This is a genomic window from Pelagicoccus enzymogenes, assembly GCF_014803405.1.
Classification (GTDB): Bacteria; Verrucomicrobiota; Verrucomicrobiia; order Opitutales; family Opitutaceae; genus Pelagicoccus; species Pelagicoccus enzymogenes.
Window position 1 is genome coordinate 139884 of sequence record NZ_JACYFG010000040.1, and the last position, 25357, is coordinate 165240.

The 25357-nt window shown below is 56.8% G+C and carries 6 protein-coding genes; 1 reads left to right on the forward strand and 5 read right to left on the reverse strand.

The window, feature by feature from the left end; genetic code table 11:
• Positions 1 to 124: 124 nt before the first annotated feature.
• Positions 125 to 1234: a class I SAM-dependent methyltransferase gene (locus tag IEN85_RS16945; protein ID WP_191618292.1), complete on the forward strand. Its 1110-nt coding sequence runs from the start codon at positions 125 to 127 to the stop codon at positions 1232 to 1234.
• A 28-nt stretch (positions 1235 to 1262) separates the two neighbouring features.
• Here IEN85_RS16945 and IEN85_RS16950 read toward each other — a convergent pair whose 3' ends face one another.
• From IEN85_RS16950 to IEN85_RS16970, 5 genes are all read right to left on the reverse strand, one after another.
• Positions 1263 to 2495: a class I SAM-dependent methyltransferase gene (locus IEN85_RS16950; RefSeq protein WP_191618293.1), complete on the reverse strand. Its 1233-nt coding sequence runs from the start codon at positions 2493 to 2495 to the stop codon at positions 1263 to 1265.
• A gap of 14 nt (positions 2496 to 2509) precedes the next feature.
• A complete protein-coding gene (locus IEN85_RS16955) occupies positions 2510 to 3784 on the reverse strand; it encodes a class I SAM-dependent methyltransferase (RefSeq protein WP_191618294.1) in 1275 nt (424 codons plus the stop codon).
• Between the two features lie 67 nt (positions 3785 to 3851).
• Positions 3852 to 4892, reverse strand: a complete 1041-nt coding sequence (locus IEN85_RS16960; protein ID WP_191618295.1) for an NAD-dependent epimerase/dehydratase family protein — start codon at positions 4890 to 4892, stop codon at positions 3852 to 3854.
• A gap of 82 nt (positions 4893 to 4974) precedes the next feature.
• Positions 4975 to 5751: a glucose-1-phosphate cytidylyltransferase gene (gene rfbF, locus IEN85_RS16965; protein WP_191618481.1), complete on the reverse strand. Its 777-nt coding sequence runs from the start codon at positions 5749 to 5751 to the stop codon at positions 4975 to 4977.
• Positions 5752 to 5791: 40 nt separating this feature from the next.
• Complete coding sequence (locus IEN85_RS16970; protein WP_191618296.1) at positions 5792 to 25204, reverse strand: LamG-like jellyroll fold domain-containing protein; 19413 nt, start codon at positions 25202 to 25204, stop codon at positions 5792 to 5794.
• Between the last annotated feature and the right edge of the window lie 153 nt (positions 25205 to 25357).

Sequence of the window (25357 nt, forward strand, 5' to 3'; positions counted from 1 at the left end):
AAGCTGATACAAAAGTTTGGATGGACAGCAGGTGGATCGTCCTATCAATTACGAAGTCGATATGAGCGAACAATGTCCTGCCTGCCAATCTGGAGATCATCGCGATTTCCTTTCCTTGCCTAGCATGCCAGTCTCCATCGGCGTGCAATGGCCTGACATCGAAACCGCGCGCTCTTGCGGGCGCGGCGACCTACAACTCGCGTACTGCAACTCATGCGGCTTCATATGGAATCGCTCCTTCGACGAAAGTCGGCTTGAGTATTCGCAAAAGTATGACAACTCGCTCGACTTCTCTCCCGTATTTCAATCTTACGCAGAGGGATTGGCAGACCGGCTCATCGAAACCTATTCGATTCGCGGAAAAAGAGTCGTGGAATTGGGCTGCGGCAAGGGACACTTCCTGTCCTTGCTTTGCGAACGCGGCGAAAACACCGGGATCGGCTTCGATCCCAGCTACGAAGGGGAACGGGTTGATAGCGCAGTCGCCGAACGTATCGAGTACGTCCAGGACTTCTACGGGGAGAAGTATACCGACCATCCGGGCGACCTCGTCTGCTGCCGACACGTGCTCGAACACATCAAAAACCCATTCGACTTCCTGGCCTCGGTTCGGAAAACTGTCGGAGGCAACACGGACACGATCGTTTACTTCGAAGTCCCCAATGTAAGGCTTATACTCGAACGCCTCTCGGTCTGGGATATCATATACGAACACTGCAACTACTTCAGTCGCGAATCTCTCGTAAACCTTTTCGGAAGCGCAGGTTTCGAAGTTCTCCGAATCGAAGAAACCTACGAAAAGCAGTTTCTCAGCATCGACTGTCGCCTCTCTTCCGAAGGCGCTAGCTCCCAAGCTACGCCAGAACCACTGAATGACCTTTCGGGGCTGGTCGATCGGTTCTCTACGGAGATGAAGGAGCGTATCGGTTCTTGGCATGCGCGCTTGGAGGAATTCGAGAAGGCTGGCAAAAAGGTGGCTATCTGGGGAGCGGGGGCAAAGACGGTTGGCTTCGTGAACATGCTTCAAATCGGGGACCGAATCCCCATCGCGGTCGACATCAACCCACACAAGCAGGGTCTGCATCTCGCGGGCATGGGGCAAAAGATCGTATCCCCAGTTCAACTACAAAGCGAAAAGCCCGACGTGGTGATCGTCATGAACCCTATCTACTCGGGGGAAATAAAATCCCAGCTCGATTCGATGGGGCTCACTCCTGAAATCATCGAGGCCTAAACAGCTTTTTTACATCACACTCGAAGAGCTAGACTGGTAGGATAACTGGGCTCAAGCCCATGCCTGCCAACTGCTCGCTTACCTCCTTTTCGTAAACGGGGTTCATTAGTATAACGCAGTCGGGCTTTTCCACTCGAAGCGTTTCGGGGTCCCGCACTTCATGGCCCGTACCTGGTATGAACTTTCCATGCTTGTGCGGATTGATATCTACCACGAAGTCGATCTGGTCCTTCAGACCCAAGGTGGTTAGGAAGGAAACCGCTTTCGATCCACCTCCCCATACCACGGTCCGCTTGCCTTCAGCCTTGAAGGCGTCGACTTTTGAAATCCAGTCACTCCTTAGTTTTTGGAATTTCTCTTTGAAGCGCTTGACCTCGGCAGTGACCGTTGCGAGGTCGTCCTCGCCCTCGATAAGCGGAGACGGCTGCCCCCCGTCAGGATATCCTGCGATGGTGATATACTGTTTATCATACTCGAGATCCAGCTCCACCGGTCGGAAACCGTGCCGGCGAAACAAGCGGGCTAGAGACCCAGTGGTAAAGTACGAGCAGTGCTCGTAGTAGATGTCCCAAAAGGCGGCCTCCTTGAGGACACGATAGACGTCCGGCAACTCAAAGAGCAAAACGGTCTCAGTCTGCTCTCCGATATTTTGACTCACCATACGCATGAAAGCGCTGGTTGGCGAAATATGCTCGAGAGTGTGACGACAGCAGACCGCGTCGGCTTTGAGCTCAGTATAACGTTCGTCGTAAAGATCCTGAATGAACTCGAGCTTGTCGGCTGCCGGCGTATCGAGACGCTCAGGTATGTAAGCGGGATCGATGCCGATCCCCTTGGCCATTCCGCTCTCCACCATCATTGCGAGGAACTCCCCCTTGCCACAGCCAATCTCGAGAGCCGTCTTGCCTTTCAAGTCGTACTCCTCGACCCAGCGCTCGGCCAGCGAACGGGCAAATGCGGTGAAGGTCGGAGAGAAGCCCTGCGACTCTTCGCACGAAGTCGAATACTCGTGGACGGTGGGATCGAATACCATGTTGGATATGAAGCCACAGCTCGAACAAAACCCCAGCTTGAGGTCTCGCTGCGGGTAGCCGAGGGCATGGTCGCGAGAAGGCATCAGCAAAACCGAGTGCACCGGAATGCTCTTCACCTCATAAAAGGCTTCGAGCGTTCCACTTTCGCAATTCGGGCAGTAGGTAACGCCCTTCTCCGTTTTAGGTCCGGACTTGAGAGCGGAAATCGTATCTGTTGAATGGGTCATCAGCAAAGGAGGGATTAGACAATTCTCACGCTGGGAACCGGAACAATGAACTTGCCACCGCGCTTTCTATATTCCGCCTGCTGCTCGAGAATTTCCTCCGAGAAATTCCACGGCAACAGCACCACGTAGTCTGGCTGGTCTTCGAGCAACTTCTCTACCTCGAGGATTTCCACGTGGACGCCTGGCATAAACCAGCCGTGCTTGTGCACGTTTCTATCTACCACGTATTCGATCGACTCGGAATTAAGGCCCGCCGCATTCAGCATTATGGTGCCCTTGGCAGCCGCGCCGTAAGCGGCAACCCGCTTACCGTCCGCCCTTAGCTTCCCAACCAGTTCCGACAACTCCTGGCGGATTACTTGTACCCGCGAAGCGAAGTCCTGATAGTACGGAAGCTTGTCAATGCCTACCTCCTTCTCTTCAGCGAGCAGCTTCTTCAGATTCTCGGTAGGACGCTCCACCTTTTCGATGTAGTAGCGTACCGATCCGCCATGGGTAGGAAGACGCTTGGCGTCGTTCAAGTAGAGCCCGTGACGACGCATCAAGTGATCGATAGAAGTGAGCGAAAAGTAGCACAGGTGCTCGTGGTAAATCGTATCGAACTCGCAATGGTCTACCAAGTCGCGCACGTACGGCGCTTCGATCGCCACCACGCCCGTCGGCTTCAACAACCTCGCAATGCCTTCCACCACGCCATGCGTGTCCGCCACGTGGGCAAGCACGTTGTTGCCGATGATGACATCCGCCTGCTTGCCCTCAGCCGTGAGCTTCTCCGCCACTTCCAGCGAGAAAAAGTCGTTGAGCGTCGGTACGCCTATCTTCTCGGCCGCCTCCGCTTGACGGGGAGCCGGATCAATGCCCAGAACAGGTACGCCCTTCTCGACAAAGTTCTTGAGCAGATAGCCGTCGTTGCTGGCCAGCTCGACCACGAGGCTCGATCCGTCCAGTCCGCGTTTCTCGATCAGGTCGAGAGCATTCGCTCGGCAATGGTCGAGCCATGACTGCGAGAAGGACGAAAAGTACATGTAGTCCGGCCCGAAGAGGAACTTCGGATCGACGGTTTCGAGGATTTGCAGCAGCGCGCAGTCCGGACAGAATCCAACATCGAGCGGGAACTTACGCTCCTCTTCATCGAGTTGTTCCTTCTTCAAGATTCGATCGGAAGGCGGCATCATGCCGAGGTCGAGGACAGGCTTGAGCCCGACCGTGTCACAGCAACGACACCGGGCTTTAGCGCAGCGTTCATTGAAGACGTCCGTATCGGACTGGGAGATGGTTTCTTGATCCATTTTCATCGGAGGTTGCAGTAGAGGAGGTCCGTTGATCGGTAGTGCTAGATGTATGCCAAACGAGGCCCTACTTCGCGCTAACGCTTTCCCTGAAGTACAAGCGAGAATCGATCGCTCCCTTTTCAATCAGCATCTTGATATGAGCCAATCGCTGGTAGCGTGGACCTTCGAATTCTTCGAGCGTCACGCCGTGCTTCTTGTAGGCCTCGTAGCACTGCTGAATCCCCTTCTTCACGGTCCACTGAGGATTGTAGTGCTTCAATTGGGTTACCGCCTTTTCGAAGCTCACACGATAGTTTCTGGTATCCGCAGAAGCCCCTGAAGCGAAACGAAGCTCGGAACCGGGAACGCAATCCCTCACCATTTCGGCGATCTCGCGTACCTGATAATTTTCGTCCGGCACGCCGATATTGAATGCTTGGTTGAATACGACGTCTCGCTCTTCCTTGAGAACCGCGATGAAAGCCAGAGAGATATCAGCGATATGGACCAATGGACGCCAGGCGCTGCCATCGCTCTTCAAGTGAACTTTTCCGGTGGTGTAGGCCCAAGCCGTCAAATTGTTCACCACCAAGTCGAAGCGCAACTTGGGCGAGACTCCAAACGCCGTCGCGTTGCGAAGATAGGTCGGACAGAAATCCTTGTCCGCCAAAGGCGCGATGTCTCGTTCGGAGTAGACCTTTGACTTGCCGTACGGCGTCACTGGGTTGAACTCCGACTCCTCCGTCAAAAGACCGTCTCCCCCCGCGCCGTAGGTGCTGCAAGAGGAAGAGAAAACGAAGCGCTTTACACCCGCCTTTTTCGCCAGTTCAGCCAAGCGGACCGTTGCCTTGTGGTTGATGTCGTAAGTGAGCTGAGCATCAATGTCACCCAGTGGATCGTTGGACAGTCCCGCCAAGTGCAGGACAGCGTCGAAGCCCTGCAAGTCCTCGACAGTCGCATCGCGTACGTCCTTCTGTATGTTGGGAACCTCAGGCGCTTTTTCGCCAAAGGAACTGGCGCGAAACAAATCGCTATCCATTCCTACCACTTCATAGCCTTCGGCTTGAAGCATAGGTGTGAGGACAACGCCGATATAGCCAAGGTGGCCGGTAACAAGTACTTTCATTATATTATGTCGTTTGAGTGTTTAGTTTTTACTGCATGTCGGTGTGTCCCGATGCAGCGGTAGACTTTCTCCAAGTATCCATTCAAGCTTTCTCCCAGGTCGCCCAAGGGGCGTTGCCCTTTTGCCACAGGCTTTCTAGCAGCTGCTTGTCGCGCAGGGTATCCATGCACTGCCAAAATCCTGGGTGGCGATAGGCCATCAACTGACCTTCTTTGGCCAAACGTTCCATGGGTTCCTTTTCCCATTGAGTCTGGTCCCCCTCGATGAAATCGAAAATCTCTGGTTCCAGAACGAAGAACGCTCCGTTGATCCATCCTTCCGCCGCTTGGGGCTTCTCGGAGAACTCGAGAACCTTGTCTCCATCGAACTCCATGTGCCCGAATCGAGCCGTAGGCCTAACTGCAGTCACCGTCGCCAGCTTGCCATGGGACTTGTGAAATTCGATCAACTTTTGTAGGTCAACGTTGGATACGCCATCGCCCCAGGTTAGCATAAACCTCTCGTTGCCTATGTGCGGCTGAAGACGCTTGATGCGACCGCCAGTCAGCGTTGCAATTCCGGTATCGATCAGATTCACGTTCCAATCCGGGCCTTTGCTTCCACTTTGGGCAACCGTTCCCTCTTTCAACTGGATGGCTAGATTGCCTTCCAGCGCGCAGTAGTCTACGAAGTACTTTTTGATGTACTCGCCCTTGTAGCCAAGCGCTACGTAGAAGTCATTGAAGCCACTCGTGGCATAGTGACGCATGATGTGCCAGAGGATGGGTCGCCCCCCGATTTCAACCATTGGCTTGGGTTTAACATACGTCTCTTCCGAAAGCCTACTTCCAACTCCTCCTGCGAGGATCGCTACTTTTATCTTTTCCATAAATCTTTATATTGAGGTCATTACTGCGCGTTCAGTCCTCCGGGGAGACGGGACTGTTCGTATTGAAAACGTGATCAATCTCAGCCGTAAAGGCAGGTGAGTTCGCGCCGGAAGCGTTACCAGCGTAGACACCGAGCTGCTTGACGAGCAGGGAATTGTATCCACTGCCGAACTCGAACCAGGTATCCCCATCGTTCGAATACTCGTAGACGAAGAAGTCACCCACGCGGCGGGTCCGCAGGAAGTAAGCGTCTTCAGCCTCGATCCGTTGATTGAATAGAATTTCCGGCTCGCCGTTCTGGAAAGTTGCGCAGAAGACGAAGAGGGATTTTCCGTTTGAATAGATGTCGAATCGGGTGAAATTTGTGTCGTCTTGCTCGATTAGGATACCTTGGCTTTGGAACTGTCGCGTCGGTGTCGAGAGGAACTTGGCTTCCAGCGAGAAATCGCTGTCCGGTACCCGCTGCACAACCCGCAGGGATCGGTTGCCGTCAACCCAAAGGTCATGGTCCTTCCCCTCGGAAACCGAGAGCTTCAAGCTGCCTCCACTTTGCTCGATGGTGCCGTCACCGACCGCGTCGACGGGCTTCCAGTAAGAGCGATCCAGTGTATCGCCCACAAAATCGTCCGATATGAATTCAGCGACGGGCGGCTCCACGACAATCGAGGTAATGTCCGATCCAATAACCTCATCCGAGTCGAAAACGGAGGCAAAGATGTAGTGCTCGCCTGCCAGCAGCGTATCGAAATTCACGATACCACCTGTCGGAGCCAGAGGCCCGTCAAGACTCGAGATCCACGAGATTTCCGAGGTTAAGTCTCCATCTTCAACGTCCGTCGCAACTGCTTTGAATTGGATCGAATCGCCGAGATTGAATATCGAGCGCTGCAGCGGAGAGGTGATCAAGACCAGAGGCGCCTTGTTACCGATAACGGTCAGAATGATGGAACTGCTTCCGGCTTGGAAGCCGGAATCTACCGCTGTCGCAGTGATCAAGTGAGTACCTGACGACAAGTTCGAGACCGACAAATCTCCACCGAATACGCCGAGCACTCCATCTACATTGGAACTCCAAATGACCGAGTCCGTGAGGTCGCCATCTTCTTCGTCGCTGGCGATTGCCGTGAAGCGGATGACTCCCTCTTCTGGGAAGCTCGCCTCGTTGGCGGGACTCGTGATGACTACAACAGGTTCTTGGTTCGGATCCACTACGATCGAGACATAAGCCTTGCCGGTGAGTCCACCCGAGTCCGTCACTCGAGCCTCGAGGACATGGGTCCCGACCGACAAGGTCGATACCGAAACCGTCGATCCGGATCCGGAAATTGGACCGTCGATATCAGACCACCACTTGACCGAGCTGTTTAGGTTACCGTCATTTAAGTCGGTCGCGGTGGCGGAGAGCGTTATCGTGTCTCCTTCGATGAATACAGCCCCTTCAGCAGGACCAGAGATCGTAACCTCAGGCAGAGCATTTACAGTAATCGCAATACTCTGCTTGCCTTCAACGCCGCTGGTGTCGTTAGCGACCGCCTCGATGATGTGATCTCCCGGGGTAAGAGCGCTGGTGGATACAGTGCCTCCCGTTCCTTCAAGCGGGCCATCCACGTTGGAAGTCCAAGCCAACGTGTGGCTGACGTCGCCGTCTTCCGCATCTATCGCGGTTGCAGTGAGGGTCAGCAGTTCACCCAGCGGCACGTTGGCGCCGGCTGCCGGCTGTTGGATCGTCACGGTCGGGGCGGCGTTCACGCCTCCTTCGTCTTGGTCGAGAATTGGCGAGGCGGTATTGAACACGTAGTCGATCGCTGCGGTAAAGGCTGGCGAACTGGACCCTGTCGAGTTTCCGGCGTAAACGCCCACGTTGTTCACTACCATTCGGCGAATCACCGTTCTCGCCTCGACCCAGGCCTCGCCATCGAAGGAGTAGCTCAAAGTGAATACGCCCGCATCTCTTTCGACCCTCATGTAGATGGCGTCAGAGGTCGCAACGATCGGGCGATTGAGCAAAATTCGCGGATCGAGATCGTAGAAGTTTGCCACAAAGATGTAGAGCAAGCTGCCATTGGAGTAGAAGTCGAAACGGATGAAGTTCTCGTCATCCTGCTCTATGAGGATGCCTTGGTTCTGGAATTGCTCCGTGGGGCGAGAACCGAACTTCGCTTCAATTCCGAAGTCCTCGTCGACGATACGCTGCACCATCCGAGCGCCCCGGTTTCCATCCGACCACAAGTCGTGATCCGTACCTCCCGGTATCGATATAGTCAATACACCGTCGCGCACCCTGTAGGAACTGTCGCCCACGGGATCAACAAAAGACCAAAGCGTCTTATCCACATCCTCTCCCGCAAAGTCGTCCGATTCGATTGGACCAGCTGGCGTCAGGACAACGAGCTCGATCGAAGTGGAGCCCTCGAGACCGTGGGAATCTGTCGCCGAGGCCGTGATAATGTGGTTGCCGGGAGAGAGCGCATCGGTCGAGAAGCCCGCGCCCACAGTACCGATCTGGCCGTCGATGCTGGAAATCCAGACGATCTGATCGTTGAGAACACCGTCTTCCACGTCGCTAGCGGTACCGGTGAAGTTTATGGTATCGCCAAGGGTATAAATCGACCGGTTCGTCGGAACGCCAATGACCACCTCCGGCTGATTGTTCTGCTTCACCTCGACCGTGACGGTCGCGCTTCCTGCCAGGAATCCTGAATCTACCACTCGAGCCGTTAGGAGGTGTACCCCAACTGAAAGCGTAGAGGTGGTAACCGACGCGCCGCTTTCCGGCAGAGCGCCGTCAATGCTCGATTCCCAGGTCACCTCGGAGCTCAAATCGCCATCTTCCGTGTCCAAGGCGCTTGCTGTGAGCGTGATCGGATCGCTCTCGATGAAGGCCTCAGCATCGTTCGGGCTTAAGACGCTTACCACGGGAGCATTACTCGCGACTCGGTTCGTCAGCGAGACCGTGTCCTCGCCCACCGCTCCGTTGGAGTCGGCAACTGCGGCGCGAATCAAATGTACACCGGCCGATAGCGAGCTGACATCGACGGTCGCGCCGGTCGCGAATACCCCGTCAATATCCGAACTCCACTCGATGCTGGCCGACAAGTCACCATCCAATGAATCGGAAGCTTCCGCCGAGAGCGAAATTGTCTCGCCAGTGAAGTACAGCGAACCTTCGGCAGGTTGAGCAATCGCAACCACCGGCGAGTCATTGGGAATCACCTCGATTGCGACCGAGCGCGTGCCTGTAGTGAAGTCCAAGTCAGTCGCCGAGGCCGTGAGCACGTGGATGCCGGGCGACAAGTCGCTAACCGAAACGACTCCTCCATTGCCCTGTATCGCCCCGTCGATGTCAGAGCTCCATCCGAGAAGCCCGGTCAGGTTTCCGTTCTCGGCATCCTGAGCGGTGGCTCTAAGCGTAACCGTCTCGCCCTGTTTGAAAGAAGCGCCGTGAGCCGGCTCGGCGATGGTAACGGTTGGGGTCGCATTCGGGCCCCCTTCGTCTTCCGGCACGATCGGGAACTCTGTATTGAACACGTAGTCCGCGCTCATCGTGAACGCTGGAGAGTTTCGACCGGAGGCATTCCCGGCGTAGATACCAATGTTTTCGACATCCAGACGCTGCTTGAAGGAGATGCCTTGAATCCAGTTAAACCCATCAAACGAGTATTCAAGTGTGAATACATCCCTTTCACGGCTCACCCGCATGAAGTACGCCGTCGATTCCCCAATTCTCGTATTGAAGAGGATGTCCGGAATGCCATTCGAGAAGAACGCTCCGAATATAAACACTCCCTTGCCGTTCGAGTAGATGTCATAGCGGATGAAGTTACCGCTGTCCTGCTCAACCAAGATCCCCTGGCTTTGGAACTTCTCGCTCGGCGTCGTTCCAAACTTGGTATAGAAGCTGAAATCGGTGTTGTCGATGCGCTGCAACATGCGAGCCGAACGGTTGCCTCCGATCCACACGTCGTGATCGCTGCCGCCGGGAAGAGAGATGATGAGCTCTCCACCTTCGAGAGAGTAGCTACTGTCGCCTTGAGGGTCCACAAAGGTCCACTGCGTCGTATCCAGCTCTGGTCCCACGAAATCGTCCGATCCCACGGGTCCGGCTGGCGTGTTCACCACGACCTTGATCTCGGTGGAGCCTTCGAGGCCCTTGGAGTCTACAGTCTTGGCGACGATGGTGTGCTTACCCGGCGACAGCATGTCGGTGGAGAAGGTCGGGCCCGTATAAGGGAGATCGCCATCGATGCTGGAGCTCCAAAGGATGTCGGACGTCAGGTCGCCGTCTTCCGCGTCGAAGGAGGAAGCTCGGAATGAGACCGTGTCTCCGAGAGTGTAATTGGCGTTCGTCTCCGGCTTGGAAATTGATACGAGCGGCGAGGCGTTTTTGACAATCGTGACACTGACCTTGGTAGACCGGGTCAATAATCCCGAATCCGTAGAGAACGCTTCAATCTCGTGAGTGCCCACCGAAAGGTCCGTCAGGACGAAGGAGCGACCGCTTCCAATCTCTCCGTCGATGCTGGAGCGCCATGTCAATTGCTCGCTCAGATCGCCATCTTCCCTGTCAGTCGAACGTCCGAGCAACTCCACAGGATCTCCCTCTGGGTGCGCCGAGTTGTGCACAGGAGTTTGTATGACCACCTGCGGCGGGTCGTTTGGATTCACCAAAACCTCAAGCGTCAGGGTGGTCGACCGCTGCAGGCCACCGCGATCGGTAGCCGTCGCAGTGAGCACATGAGTTCCGATGCTGAGACTTGAGGTCGTAACCGCGCCTCCTTGTCCCGCTATGGATCCGTCAATGCTGGAGCTCCACACGATCGAGTCGGTGATGACGCCGTCGTAAGGATCTTCCGCAGTGGCTCGCAAGGTCACCGGCACGCCCTCGAATAGCTGGCTGCCCGCGCTTGGCGAGAGGATTGAAACGGATGGTTCTGTGTTGGGAGTCACCGTCAACACCATGGAAGCGACCGCCGGCGACGAATCCGAGTCCACTATTGAAGCGGTGATGACATGCTCTCCCAGCGAGAGTCCCGCTTCCACGTTGCCGCCCACGACGTTGAGAGGACCATCGATGCTCGAGCTCCATTTGATCGAAGAGGAAATATCTCCATCATCCGCGTCGATCGCGGTAGCGGTAAACGAAATGGGCACGTTTTCGACATACTCGCCATCCGGATCTGGTCCGCTGATTTCGATCGTTGGCGGATCGTTGCCCTCCAGCGAAGAGACGAGGACATTTCCGAAAGTCGCTTCCACATAGTGGGCAACCAACATGAACGAGCCGCGCAGCAGCCCTTCTTCCGCTTGGCGAACAATCCCCCAGGCATTGGGTTCCGGATCTCCAGCTGCCCAGATCTTCAAACTGTACAGACCAAAGGTTGCGTCGTTTTCAGGCGTTTCGACACGGAATTTGAAGTAGTAGGTTTTGTCTACCTCCATGCTGATGCCGTTGTAGCCGCCATACTTTTTACGGCCTGTCTCGAAAATCTGGAAGTGATGACCGCCACGCGGACCTTCCAAATACCAACCATGCACACCCATGGCGCCGATCGGCCTCCATTCGGTGCCCGGCTGCTCGAAGCCGATGCGCTCATGGCCATCCCAACGCAACATGACTCCCACCAGAGGTTCGTGCGGAGGCGGCTGATGGTCGATGTGGTGGACGGTGATCGGCACTGTCACCTCATAGTCCGTCCAATCGATATCCCCGATTGCGATCAAACGGTCGTAGTGCGACTCCACCGCGCGCACTCCGCCCGCGACCAATTCCCACTTCCCGTCCACGACCTGGCCCACTTCGTCAATTCTCGAGACCAAGGACCAGTCTATCGCAAATGGCCGTGGCCACACGTTGTAGATCGAGGAATCAACGGTGATTTCTTCCGTGTATTCAGTCCCGTTGATACCGATAGCCTTAATCTCAACAAGGTTCTCGCCCTCGTTCAAATCGGTAAAGGGAATCTCTACGTTGAAGTCGCCCTTGCGGCCTATCCGCACGTTCTGCTCAGGATCCATGGTAAGCTCCTCGAGCACGTGAACTCCATTTAATGAATACGTGAGCGACTCGATTTGCTCTGGAATGATAACATTGCCGAGAATGTTAATCTGAGCCTGCGGCACGCCGAGGCGTCCAAAGGTCTGGTGGTCCCCGTACCAGACGTCTATGATCGAGCGTCCGTCCGAAGGCAGGAACAAGGCAAGTATCTCGAGATCCTCTTCGATCTCCATGCGCAATGGATTCGACTTGCTGTCGACGTCGCCCGCCCAGCCATTGAACTTCCATCCCGGAGCTGGCTCGGCTTTCAATTCGATCCGTTCGCCACTTTCATAGTAAGTCTTAACCGGGTCTACCGTCACCGTACCCTCTCCCGAAACGACCACCTCGAGCTGGGAGTCCGGATAGAAAATCGGGATCGTCTTGTTGACGACATAGTCCACTTCCAAATTGAACTCTGGCGCATTGGCTCCGCTCGCGTTACCTGCATAGATCCCCGCCCGCGTGGCAGTGATCGGATAGGTGTAGGAACCGCCGACGTTCCACAGGTCACCATCCAATGAATAGCTCAGCGTCCAACGGTCGCCAAAACGTCTTACTCGGATGTAATACTCGTCGGCAATCGGCAGGTCAGTCGCGATGCGGGTCGTCGGAACCTCTCCCACGAAACTGGCCGAGAACAGGCGCACGGAAGACGGGAACCTGACAAAGTCGAAGCGGAGATAGTTTTCGGAATCCTGTTCGATCTGGAAACCTTGCATTTGATAGGGCCCCGTCATGTCCGAGGTGAAACGCGCCTCGAACTCGAAATCCGTATCGTGGATGTCCTGCATCAGTCTCGTGGTGCGGTTTCCGTCTGTCCAAATGTCATGATCCGAACCTGCAGGCAGATGTATCCGCAAGGAGCCGCCATCTGTTGAAATGATCGCGTCGCCGACCGGATCGACTACTTGCCAAATGCCTTCGTCAAGACCGTCACCACTGAAATCGTCGGACAGCAGCTGCCCTACGAGCGGCTCAATTTCAAACGTTACCGAAGCTTCTCCCAATTGTAGTCCAGAATCCAATACAGACGCCGTAACGGTGTGTATGCCGGGAGAGAGCGCAGGAGTCGAGAAGCGGCGGCCCGTCTCGTCAAACGGTCCGTCCAAACTGGAGTGCCACCGGATGCCTGAGCTGATATCGCCGTCTTCGGCGTCGATCGCCACAGCTTCCAAATTGATGACCGAGCCTTGCTCGTAGACCGCTCCTGCGGTGGGGCGTCGTATGGTAACCTGAGGCAAGGCCGTATCGCGGCGCACGGTAATTTCTACCTTCGCGAAACCTGGCAAGAAGCCGGAGTCCACTCCAGTCGCGGTGATCACATGATTGCCGACCGACAAGTCCGAGATCGAAACCGTGCCGCCCCTTTCCTCTAGCTCGCCGTCAATGCTGGATGTCCAAGTCACCGACTCTGAAACATCACCATCGTCCGCATCCTGCGCAGTGGCCACAAATTCGATGGCTTCACCTTGGTAGAATTGGGCCCCATCCAGCGGGTCGTTTATCACAACAACCGGAGCATCGCTTTCCGCGCTGACCGCCACGCGCCGCGAAGAGGAACCCGGCTGGAATCCAGAATCGAGCGCCGTGGCCGTAATCGTATGGACGCCTACGGAGAGCTTGGTGGTAGAGACCAGTCCACCTTGACCTTCGATGCGGCCGTCCAAGTCCGACTTCCAAACGATCGTCGAAGTGATATCGCCGTCCTCCGGGTCAGTCGCAATCGCCTCCAAGGAGACGATGTCACCCACGGCGAAAAACTCGCCTTCTTCGGGCGAGAACAGCTCGACCACAGGCAGACCGCTCTCGCTTCGCACGATGAGCTCGATTTCGGCGGAGCCGTCTAGCAGCCCCGAATCGAATGCCTTTGCCGTGATGGTGTGCACCCCTACCGACAGACTATCCAAGCTGATGGACGATCCCGTCGTTCCGATCCGTCCGTCTATATTAGAGTACCATTCGATCCCCGAGGAGACATCTCCATCTTCCTTGTCTGAAGCGTTCGCCAGAAAATCGATTCGATCGCCCAAAGTGAATACGGACCCGCTAGCGGGTTGTTCAATCACAACGGTCGGCGGCAAGCTCACCTCACGCACCATGAACGTCACCGACGCGGAGCCCGGCTCGAAACCGGAATCGATCGCGGTCGCCGTCACCGTGTGAACGCCTACCGAAAGCGTGCTGATCGAGAGTTCGCCTCCGCTCGCGCCTAGAGGTCCGTCGATGTTCGAGCGCCAACTGATCGTATCCGTGACATCGCCGTCCTCGGGGTCCTGCGCGGTCGCCACAAAATCGATCCTACGACGCTCATTGAAACGGGCGCCCTCGAGAGGGGCAAAGATCGAGACCTGCGGAGGCTGGCTGTCCGAACCAACCCCAATGGTCACTGAATCGGAGCTTCGTTGGAAACCTGAGTCGAGCACCGCGGCGGTTACGGTGTGCAATCCTTTCGAGAGCGTAGCCGCGGAGACCGTGCCCCCTTCGCCCATCCATCCGTCAAGGTTCGATGTCCACACGATTGATCCCGAGAGGTCCCCATCTTCTGGATCGCTGGCCACCGCAGAGAAAACGACCTGGTCGCCTTCCTTGACGAAGGAGATCTCTTCCGGGGATAGGATGCTTACGTTTGCAGGTTGGGATATTCCGCTGATCGTGAGCTCGATCGAGTCTGAACCTACTTGGTAGCCCGCGTCGGTCACTTGCGCCGTGATCACGTGCTGCCCCACCGATAGATCCGAAGTGGCGAAGTCCCCACCGATCTCATTGATCACGCCGTCCAGACTCGATATCCACTCGATCTGCGGGGTCAGTTCCCCATCCTCCGCATCAGTCGCTCTCGCCGAGAAGACGACCGTTTGGTCTTCGGTGAAGAATAAACCACCCTCCGGAGAGCGAATGTCGACCACCGGCAAAGCGCTTACCCCTCTGATCGTGACTGAGATCGAGCTCGATCCGGGCAACAATCCGCTATCAGAAACCGTGGCCGTTATCGTATGGATTCCCGCCGTCAAGTCATCGACCGAAATCGTCCTGCCCGTGCCCAAGTTTCCATCGATGTTGCTCTTCCAAGCGACGCCGGATGACAGGTCACCGTCCTCCGCGTCAATCGCCGTCGCGGCAAATACAACGGGACTGCCCTCGTCGAAGCCTGCTGCGGCCGTCGGCGAATCAATTGAAACAACGGGTCGCGAACTCGAGTCCGCTACCGTCACGGTGATAGAATTCGAGCCGACGAGGTCGTGAGTGTCGACCGCCGTCGCCGTAATCGTGTGAACGCCTACAGACAGATTCGACGTGGAAACAGTCGCTCCGAAGGACTCGCCAGCGTCAATGTCAGATACCCATTTCAGGCTCGAAGTCACGTCCCCATCCTCGGGGTCCGTCGCAGAACCAGTGAATACAATCTCTTCCCCAGCGAGGAAAAACGCTTCATCCAACGGCGACGCAATGGTTACTCGCGGCTCTTGGTTCGGATGGACGACCACCTCCACGGAGTCATACCAACTGTAGCCCAAAGAGTCCGTGGCAGTTGCTCGAATTTCGTGAGTTCCGACAGAAAGCGTATTCGTCGAAGCACTACCGCCAGCGCCTGATATCAAACCGTCCAAGGTCGAAGACCAAACAATCGATGCCGTCACATCTCCGTCTTCCAAATCCAGGGCCGTTGCTTGCAGCGCGATCAAATCCCCTTCGCCAAACTCAGCCCCATTACCGAGCGGAGCGATTTCAACTAGAGGAGCATTGTTCGCGTCGGAAGCGATTTCGACGGTCCTCGTCTCGTATCCAAAATCCTTATAACTCGATTCGATCGCTTCGCGCATCGGACCGTACTCTGTCTGATCGACAAGTCCCATGGTAAAGCGTTTTGGCGTACCGTTGAGCTCTGGATTAACGCCTAATCCATTTCGCCCGAACGCAAGTACCGTCATCCGACCGTCAAGATCTTGGTAAGTGTCGAAAGCGCCATCGGTTTCGTGCAAAGCGAAGTAGATCGAGCGGGCCTGATCGGCATCCGCTATAAAATACCATTCATCTCCACCGACAACGTCTCCCTTCAAGGACTGGTTCGCGGTGACAGATTCGCCATCCGAGCGCACGACCACGTCGTTGCCGTCAAGCACGCCGCCCGGCGTGCCCTCGTAGAGGAACCAGTAGGAATGGTCCGCCTTCAAGACCGTCATCCGCACGTGGGATCCAAAGAATTCCCACTGGCTTTCCCACTTACCGTCGAGCGAGCGGGAGTGCAGGGTCGCCTTCAATGGACCTTCGTGCACCACAGTCGTTGAAGAGGCTTCGCTGCTCGGATGGAAGTAACCTTCCGGGAAAACCATGTTGGGAATGCCGCGGTAGTTACCCGACGAACCGCCAGTGGGATGGTAGTCGATCCAGTCGATACCGTCCTTGTCATCCCAACTTGAGAATCCAGCGCCTAGCTTGTGGTAATACAGGGATCCTTCTAGCGTATCGACGCGAACCGAAATTTGCCCTTCGTCGATCACGTCGTCTCGCACCCGCACCTCAACCTCGGGCTCCCACGCAAAGGCCTCCGAGCCGGCTGGGGCAAAGTACAGGTGGTAGTAGCGAATCGCGTCGCCAGGGGTTGCCCCTTCCAACTTCAATATCAGGTTTCCAGTCGCGTTCGTCGTCGCGTCAAATTCAGCCGACGGGTCAAACTGGAACGGCACCTGGTCGTCTAGAATCAAGTCCGAGGAGTCGACCTCGACGAGTCTCAAGGTGGAGATATCCACCGCTTCCACCGTCGCAATTTCGTCGAGAGCAGCCGTTAAATCCACCGGGAGCTCTGCGATCGCGTCGCGACGGTCAACGCCGTTGGCGCTCACCGAGAGCGGCATGCGGTAGGCCCATGCGGCATTCCACCAGCCGCCGCGGCCTTTGGCATCCTTGACCGTGAGACGGAACGACTCGCTCGTCTGGGCCTCGCCATCGTCGACCGTCACCGTCACGATCGCTTGACCGTAGGTGCCGACCGTCGGGCTGACGACAAGGGTTCGCGCAGCTCCCGTACCGCTCATGACGAGGGAGCTGCTCGGAACGAGCAACTGGTTGTTCGATTCGACACTTACAACTAGCGATTCCGCGGGCGTCTCAACATCGCTCACCGCGATATCTATTTCACCCGTGCGCGATCCCGCATAGATTTCTTGATCGGGAATGGCTGAGAGCGCGGGAGCATGGTTGAGGTAGCCGACATCGACCAGCGGAGTCGCCATGATCTCCTGGATCTCGATCGCCGAGAGCGCTTGCGTGTAGATTCTAAAATCGTCGATCAATCCATCGAAATTGTGCTGCCCATCGGGCTGGTCGCCGATCGCTGCCGCCACTCCGGCATCCTGGGCGATCTCGCCGTTCAAGGGAAGCAAGCCGTCTTCCACCCCGTTCACGAACAGACGCAGAAGCGAACCGTCGAAGGTAACCGCGATATGGGTCCATACGCCTTCCTCTAGAGGAGTTGAACCGATAAGCGTATTCGTCACGCCATTACGCGTTTTCAAACGCATTCTCAGCCTATCGGTGCCACGGACAGGCGAGGAGCTAATCATCCAATAGTGGTCGTTGATTCCTTCGCCACTCGCTTTGGAGACAATTCTGGCGTCCTGGATACCAAAGTCGTCAGCCTTGATCCATGTCGCGATGGTCATTCTGGAGCCCGGAATGTCCATGCTGTGCAAGTCTATTTGCCCCCCGCGTCCGCTCAGGCGCAGCGCTCGTCCGTATTTGCCTCCCAATACGCGTTCGGCGTCACCCCTCATCGTTCCATTGTTGAGGTTTGGCGAAATGTCGAATACCGTCGCGGACGTTCCTTCGAACGGATAGCCAAGGAGAAGGCTTTCATCGAAGGGAGGATTGACCGTCACTTCGAAGGATTCGGAGGAAATCAGCTCGCCGTCACTCACCGTGACCGTGATCACCGAGGTAGCGCCCTGAATAGCCGCCGGTGTTATCGTCATCGTCCGGCTGGCACCACTGCCTCCCAGCACGATGCTGTCTGCTGGAACCAATACATCGTTGTCCGAGCGGGCGGTAACGAGCAAATCAGCGGATGCGGTTTCCGAGTCAGCAACGCTAAAGGGAATCGGGTCGCTGGAACCGCCAAAATCGATCACGATGTCTTCGAAGGGGTTGATAGAAGGCGGCTTGTTGCCAGGGGTCACCACCCGTAGCACAAAGGTTTCGCTGGCTTCGAACTCGCCATCGCTCACTCTGACAGTGACGTTCACGATGCCTGTCAGGCCGGTCTGAGGTCTGAGAATGAGTTCTCGAGTCGGCCCCGCTCCCGCCAAAGTGATTCCCTGCGGCGGCAGCAGCGTCGCATCGTCGGAGCTCGCCGAAACCTCGAGCAAGTACCCGGTTGTCTCTACGTCTTCGATCGTAAAACGAATCGGATCTGTGACCGCGTCACGGAATACGTTTTGATCCGCGATCTCGCTGATCGAAGGTCCGGTATTCGGCACCTCCAAGACACCTGCCATCAAGTCCTGCAGCTCCGAGGAACTGAGAGCGATGGAGAAAATGCGGAGATCGTCGATCCGTCCGTCGAAATTGTTGCCGCCCTGCGGTTGGTCGCCCAAGGCGGCCGACACGTTCGAGTTCTGAATAATCTTTCCGACCGCCGGTAGTTCCGCGTCCACTACGCCATCGATGAAAAGGCGCATGTATTCGCCGTCGTAGGTCGCCGCGACATGGTACCAATCTTCGAGCGTAAGCAGGTTCGTAGTGCCCACCAAGGTCTTGGTGTTTCCATCCGAGGTCTTCAAACGCAGTCGGAGACGGATTTCCCCGTCGACCGCAGTGGTACTGATCATCCAGTAGTGCTCGTTGTCGGAGGTTCCGGATGCCTTGGAGATGATGCGAGCGTCGCTGACCCCATAATCATCCGGATTGACCCAAGCAGCCAGAGTCATAGCCGAGCCGGGAATATCGATTTTCCCCAAGTTCACATGGCCGCCATTGCCGGAAAAGACGACGGAGTTCCCATTGTAACCAAGCTCCGAGCGCTTGGCTCCTGAGGTGAGTTGCCCGTTGTTTTTATTGGCTGAAATGTCGAAGACCGTGTCGCCTTCGCTTTCCTCGAAGGGCAGGCCAACAATCAAGCTGGGGTGGACCGCCGCTTCCACGCGAAGGGTGAAATTCTCGACGGTCGTCAGCTCGCCATCATGAACGGATACCGATACGACCGCTTCGCCGTTTCGGCCGGGAGCCGGCGTCAGGGTGACCGAACGGGTGCTGCCGCTTCCGCCCGTGGCTATGTTTTCTGGCGGAAGGAGCGTCGCATTGTCGCTGGTCGCCGAAACACTAAGCTGCGAAATGTCCGTGTCGGTATCGCCAATGGTAAAGGTAACGGGTCCGGTGGTGGAATCCGGGATGATTTTCAGGTCGAGGATTTCACTGATTGTCGGCGCTGAGTTGCCTGGCGTCACTACAGCGACTAGGAAGGATTCCTCGACAGTAAATTCGCCGTCGCTCACCGAAAGGGTGATCCACGCATTCCCCGTCTCTCCAGCTCGCGGCGTGATCTTTACGTAGCGAGCGCCGCCCGAGTGTCCAAGCTCGATCCCTTGCTGCGGCACGAGTATCGAATTGTCGGATACAGCAGTCACGTCGAGCTGGTAGGGGGATGTTTTTACGTCGCCCACCGCAAAGACAATTTCATCCGTCGCGTTATCGACGAGGACCGTCTGGTTTGGGATGGAACTGATGGTCGGGGGCGCGTTGGGCACGGGCAGCACTCCATTCATGATCGTACCCACCTCCGCGTCAGCGAGAGCTCGCGTGTAGATACGCACGTCGTCGATCAATCCGTCGAAATTGCGGCCGCCTTGCGGCTGGTCTCCAATCGCAGCCAAAACGTTCGGGTCCTGCGTCATGGAACCGGACCAAGGCAACTCGCCGTCCAGCGAACCATCGATATAAAGGCGGATCGCAGCGCCGTCGTAGGTCGCCGCGACGTGGGTCCATTCGCCGACTGGAATATCGGACTCGCCCACGAGCGTGCCCACGCCTGTGGATGTGTTGAAACGCACCCTGATGCGCGTTTCGTCTTCCACATCGATGGTACTGATCATCCAGAAATGCTGGTTATCGGTCAGGCCCGTGGCCTTCGAAATGATCCGCCCATCGGGAATGCCATAGTAGTCGGGCCTGATCCAAGCAGCCAAAGTAACCCGCGAACTCGGTATGTCCAAGGGCCCCAAGTTTACATGACCGCCTCGACCCGAGAAGACTAAGTTGCCTCCGCGCTCCGTCGAAACCGCGCGGCTTACCCCAGCCGTCAGGCTGCCGTCGTTGCCGTACAAGGAGATGTCGACGACCGCCGAGCCTTCCTCTTCTTCGAACGGCAGTCCTAACCACAAGTCGGGATGCACCGGCGTGTAGAGCGACAACTCGAAGGTTTCCTCAACCTCGAACTCACCGTCGCTCACTCGCACCGTAATGGTGGCTGGTCCTCTCGCGCCGGCAACCGGTCGGATTTCGATGGTCCGGTTGGATCCGCTGCCAGCGAAGGTGATAGCGGACGGTGGAACGAAGTCCGGATCGTCCGATTCTGCCGTGAGAGCCAAATTCGCCGGGTCGGTCAGAGCATCGTCGATCGAAAACGGGATCGGACCGGTCGAGGAATCCGCGATGATCGAAACATCGCCGATCGCGGAAATGGTGGGCTTGGTATTGCCCGGCGTCACCACCACGACCGAGAAGGTTTGAGAAGTCATGCGTTCACCGTCGTCCACAGTGACAGTGATCTGGGCGTTGCCTGAGCGGTTGGCGGTGGGAGTGATCGTCAAGGTGCGGTTGTTTCCGGCGCCTCCCACGACCAATCCGCTGTTGGGGATGAGAGTCGGGTTGCTCGATGTGGCCGAAACCTCGAGCAAGAAAGGAGCAGTCTCCGCATCCGCGACCGTGAAAGGAATCGACGACGCGCTGTTAACGGGAATGTTTTCAGCCGAGATTTCAGAGATGATCGGAGCCACGTTTGGCGGCACCAGGTGCTCGGTCATGATCGACTGGAGCTGCGAGGAGTTCAGAGCCTGGCTGTAGATGCGAACCTCGTCTATCAATCCCACAAAATTGTTGCCGCCCTGGGGCTGATTGCCGATCGCGGCCGGGACCGTGGAGTTCTCGGCGATCTGCCCGTTCATGAACAAGGAACCGTCCTCCTGGCCGTTCAGGAATAGCTTCAACTCCGCGCCGTCGTAGGTCGCAGCGACGTGTATCCACTCGCCTTGGAGCAAGTTGGTGGAGCCCACCAGCGTTTCGGTTCCACCGCTGGAAGTTTTTAAGCGAGCCCGCAGCTTAGTCCCCTGATTCGTTCGATGCGTGCTGAGCATCCAGAAGTGCTTGTCTTCCTGCTCTCCTGTCGCCTTGGAGATGATACGGTCGCCTGGCGCGTTGAGATCGTCCGGGCGAATCCACGCCGCGATGGTCATCTGCGAGCCGAAGATATCCAGACTTCCCAAGTCCACAGACTCGCCGTCGCCCGAAAAGCGCAAAGCGCGTCCCAGCTGGCCCTCGGCGATTCGTTCGATCGTCCCTCCTAGGACCCCTTCGTTGCGGTGTTCCGAGATGTCGAAGGCGATGGTTCCAAATTCCTCTTCGAAAGGCAGTCCCAACCAAAGGCTCGTCTCGAAAGGCGGCGAGATTTCGACTTCGATCTGCTGCTCGACGAAGTACTCGCCATCATCCACCGTCAGGAGGATCGTCGTCTTGCCGGAGAATCCAGGGGCCGGAGCGATCGACAGCGTTCGCTCCGATCCGCTTCCACCAAGGACAAGGCCTTCGAGCGGAATCAGCTTGGGATTTTCCGTCGCCACCGTTAGGCCCAGATCCTCGGCAGCCGTTCCCGCGTCAAACAGAGTGAAGGCGATCCCTTCTATGACATCCCCCTGCTCCATCGATTGATTGGGAATGTCGCTGATGACTGGCGGGGTGTTGCCGGGCGTGACCACGCGCAGCGTGAAACTTTCCTTCGCCTCGGCCTCGCCGTCGCTGACCGTCAAAGTAACTTTCGCGGATCCGGTCACTCCCTCGATGGGAGTCAGTGTGACACTACGACTCGCTCCCGTGCCGGCAAGCGCGATCGCGCTCGTGGGAAGCAAGTTGGAATTGTTAGAGGCAACCGTGAGGACGAGCTCCTCTACAGGCGTGCCAACGTCGTCTATGGAAAATGGAATTGTCGGCAGCGTTTCGCCACCACTCAGCGTCTGGTCGGCAATGTCGCTGATCTCCGGCGGCAGGTTCGCGCCACCGGGACCTGGCAGCTTTTCGTTCATCAGGGCGGCAATCCCCTCCGCATCGTAGGCCACGGAGTAAATTTTGACCTCGTCGATCAAGCCATCGAATCCACGTCCCCCCTGCGGCTGATTGCCGATCGCTACCGGTACATTCGCATTCTGGGCAATTTCGCCACCATGCTCCAACTCGGAATCAAGCACCCCGTTCAGGTACAGCCGAATGAAGGAGCCGTCGTACACCATGGCCACGTGCATCCATTCGCCCGCGACCAAGTCGGTAGCCCCCAGAAGCGTGCGCGTGGCTCCGGCGTTTGTCTTGAATCGGCCACGCAACTTGATCCCGCCGTTGCTCGGAATCGTACTGATCATCCAATAGTGTTGGTTGTCCGCCGAACCAATGGCTTTGGAAATGATACGGGCGTCCCGAATTCCAAAGTCGTCGGCCTTGACCCAAGCAGCGATCGTCGTCTCCGAGCCTGGAATATCCAACTTGCCCAAATCGACGAGTCCGCCCCCACCCCCGAAATCGAGAGCGTCGCCGAAGTATCCCTCGTCCGAACGGCGCACGCCGCCGGATATGATCCCGTCATTTCGATAGCCAGAGCTGTCGACCGCGATGCTTCCGCTCTCCTGCTCGAACGGCAAACCTAGGAAGAGCGAGGGGTTGCGCGGCTCCGGCAAGGTGGTCACTACGATCTGTTCGGAGAGGCCCGAAAAGTTGCCGATATAGTCCACGGCCATGACTTGATAGACGTAGGTCGTCTGCACCTCCAAGCCGTTGTCGCTATAGAAAGTGTTGTTCGCCGACGCGACCTCCTTGCCGTTGCGAAAGATCTTATAGGAGGCGATCCCCGTATCGTCGATGGACGCCGCCCAACTCAAGTTCGCTCGATAGGAGGAGGCGGTCACGCTGAGGTTGCGAGGCGTCGTGGGAGGCTGGAGGTCCGGTGGCGTCGTTACGTTCGAGCCGTTGGACAAGGGCGATTCGTTCCCTTGGAAGTCCACCGCCGAGACAGTGTAGGTGTAGGTCCGGTTAGGGAGCAGAAACGTGTCTTCGTAGACGGCCGAGTTTGTCTTATCGATTTCGATGCCGTTGCGGAAAATGCGATAACGATCGACGCTGATCTCGTCGATCGAAGGCTCCCAAGTCAAACGGCTGGTCGAATTCGAAGTGAGGACCGCGGTGAGATTACCGGGGATCGTCGGCGCTCGCAGATCCGAATCCGTCACCGCCGTTTCCATGTCTACCCGGATCTGCTCGACCGTCTGAGCGATGGAATACAGCCGCACTTCGTCGATCCGCCCCTTGAAGGGACGACGGTCGCCGCCGGGATTGTCACCCAGCCAGGCAGGCACGTTCGAGCCGTTGTAGACATTTCCGGTGCGGGGACCATTGCGACGCTGCACCCCGTTCACATATATCCGCATGAAGGCACCGTCGTAAGTCACCGCAATGTGATTCCATGCATCCAAGGTCAAAGCGTTGTGCGTGACGACGTCCGAGAACCCTCCCGTGTCCGTCGCCAGTCGGAAGCGCAGGCCATCGCCGTTGTCGAGAGACACGATCACGTTGCCTTCCGTCGGATTCGTGCCAATGGCCTTCGCAAACAAGCGGGCAAAGGGATCCGTGTCCGCAGCGACGTGCGCCCACATGGACAAGGTAAACTCGTCGCCTGAAAAGTTGATCACTCCCAGATCCGCGTATCCGCTGGTCCCATCGAACGACAGCCCGTTTCCGAAGCGGCCGTTGCTCGTGCGCGAGACGTCGCCGATGATTCGCCTCCCGTTGCCGTTGTTGGTCGAGTCGACAATCGCGTCGCCCTCTTCGGCCTCAAATCCGAACATGCCCGGAAACTTCGTCGGAGCCCGCGGATCAGTGTTGTAGCGCGCGATTAAAACCGGCCCCGGCCAAAGCACATCCATCCCGTGCTCTTCCTCCTCAGCGGAGTATAAACTCAATACGTTTAAGCCGTTCTTCAGGGCGCTGCCGTCGCCCACCGGCAGCTTGTCGATGCTTGGGCGGTGGTCCTTGCCAAACAAGGGAAAGGTGAAGTCGTTCAGCTTCCTGATGCCGTGGTGGTCGAGACCGTTCCAGGTTCGCATGATGAGAGCGGCTCCCTCGATCTTGCTCAGGTCGTCGTCCTCAGGAATGGTGAAGTAGACCTCTTCCGTAACATGGTCGCGAACGATGAAATTCTCGGGACTGCCCGAGCTGCGATACATCCTAACCGAGACGCCCTCACGCAAAAGGGTGACCTCCGAAACTTCGTCGGTGACGAAAGTATAGCCTGAGTTGTCGGTGATATGGGCCTTGAACTTGATGGTCCCCGCCGCTTGGTCCGGGACGAGGTTCGTTCTCCAGATCTGAGCAAACGGACTCGTTCTGTCCGTGCCTACGTGCTCCAGCAACTTCGCGCCCTCCCGGTAGCCCATGTTCCAATCCAAGAACTTGCCGTCGCCATCGGGATCGAAGCCGTTGTAGTGGGCGAAAATATCGACGGAAGCCACACCCACCGTGCTGGATGCGTTCACCCTGACCCAAGGCTCTTCCCCCACCGTGTCGCCAGAGCGTGGCGAGGTGATACCGCCAGTCGGGTGATCCTTTGCCTCTGGATCGTAATAGACTCGGAGAACCGCGCCGTACATGCCCCACATGCCCCAGTTGAAGCCGTAGCAAATCTGCGGCCCCGCCAGGCCTTCCAGCAGGTTCGTTCCTTGCACGAGGTTCGACAGCGGAACGTCGACCACGAAATTCACCATCTGGAGATAGCAGTTCGGATTAGGCGTGCCTGTCACGATGTCAGGGATGTCGAGCCACGCGTTCCCGTTGAAGCGAACTTGCCGCTTGTCCGTGCCGGAATGGCCTCCCCAGTAGTCGATGATCAGCTCAGCTCGAATCGCCCCCTGAAGGTCCTCGACTGGGATGCCATACACTTGATTCGGTAGAGTCAGAATGGCCCGCTCGTTGGTAGCGTTCGGATCCGTTACCCGCCAAGTGTTCCCCGGATTGACCAGCTTGTGATCCTTGAAAACGTCTCCCGGCTCCGGATGTCTCAAGGTCTGGCCGCGCGCCTCGCCCAAAAGCCCGCACCAAAGCGCGACAAAAGCAAGGTAGCACATGCCTTTCCGTGAAAAATAGAATTCTAGCTTCCTTTTCAACGCAGTATCAAAGAGTTGGATGTTGAGATACCACCAAGCAACAGCGACGCCACTGGCCGCTCGGCACCTATAAAAAACATATAAAAATCGCCCTTCGTTCAATGAATAACTCATCCTCCAGACCCTTATGGGGGGGGCCCCTATGACACAGTG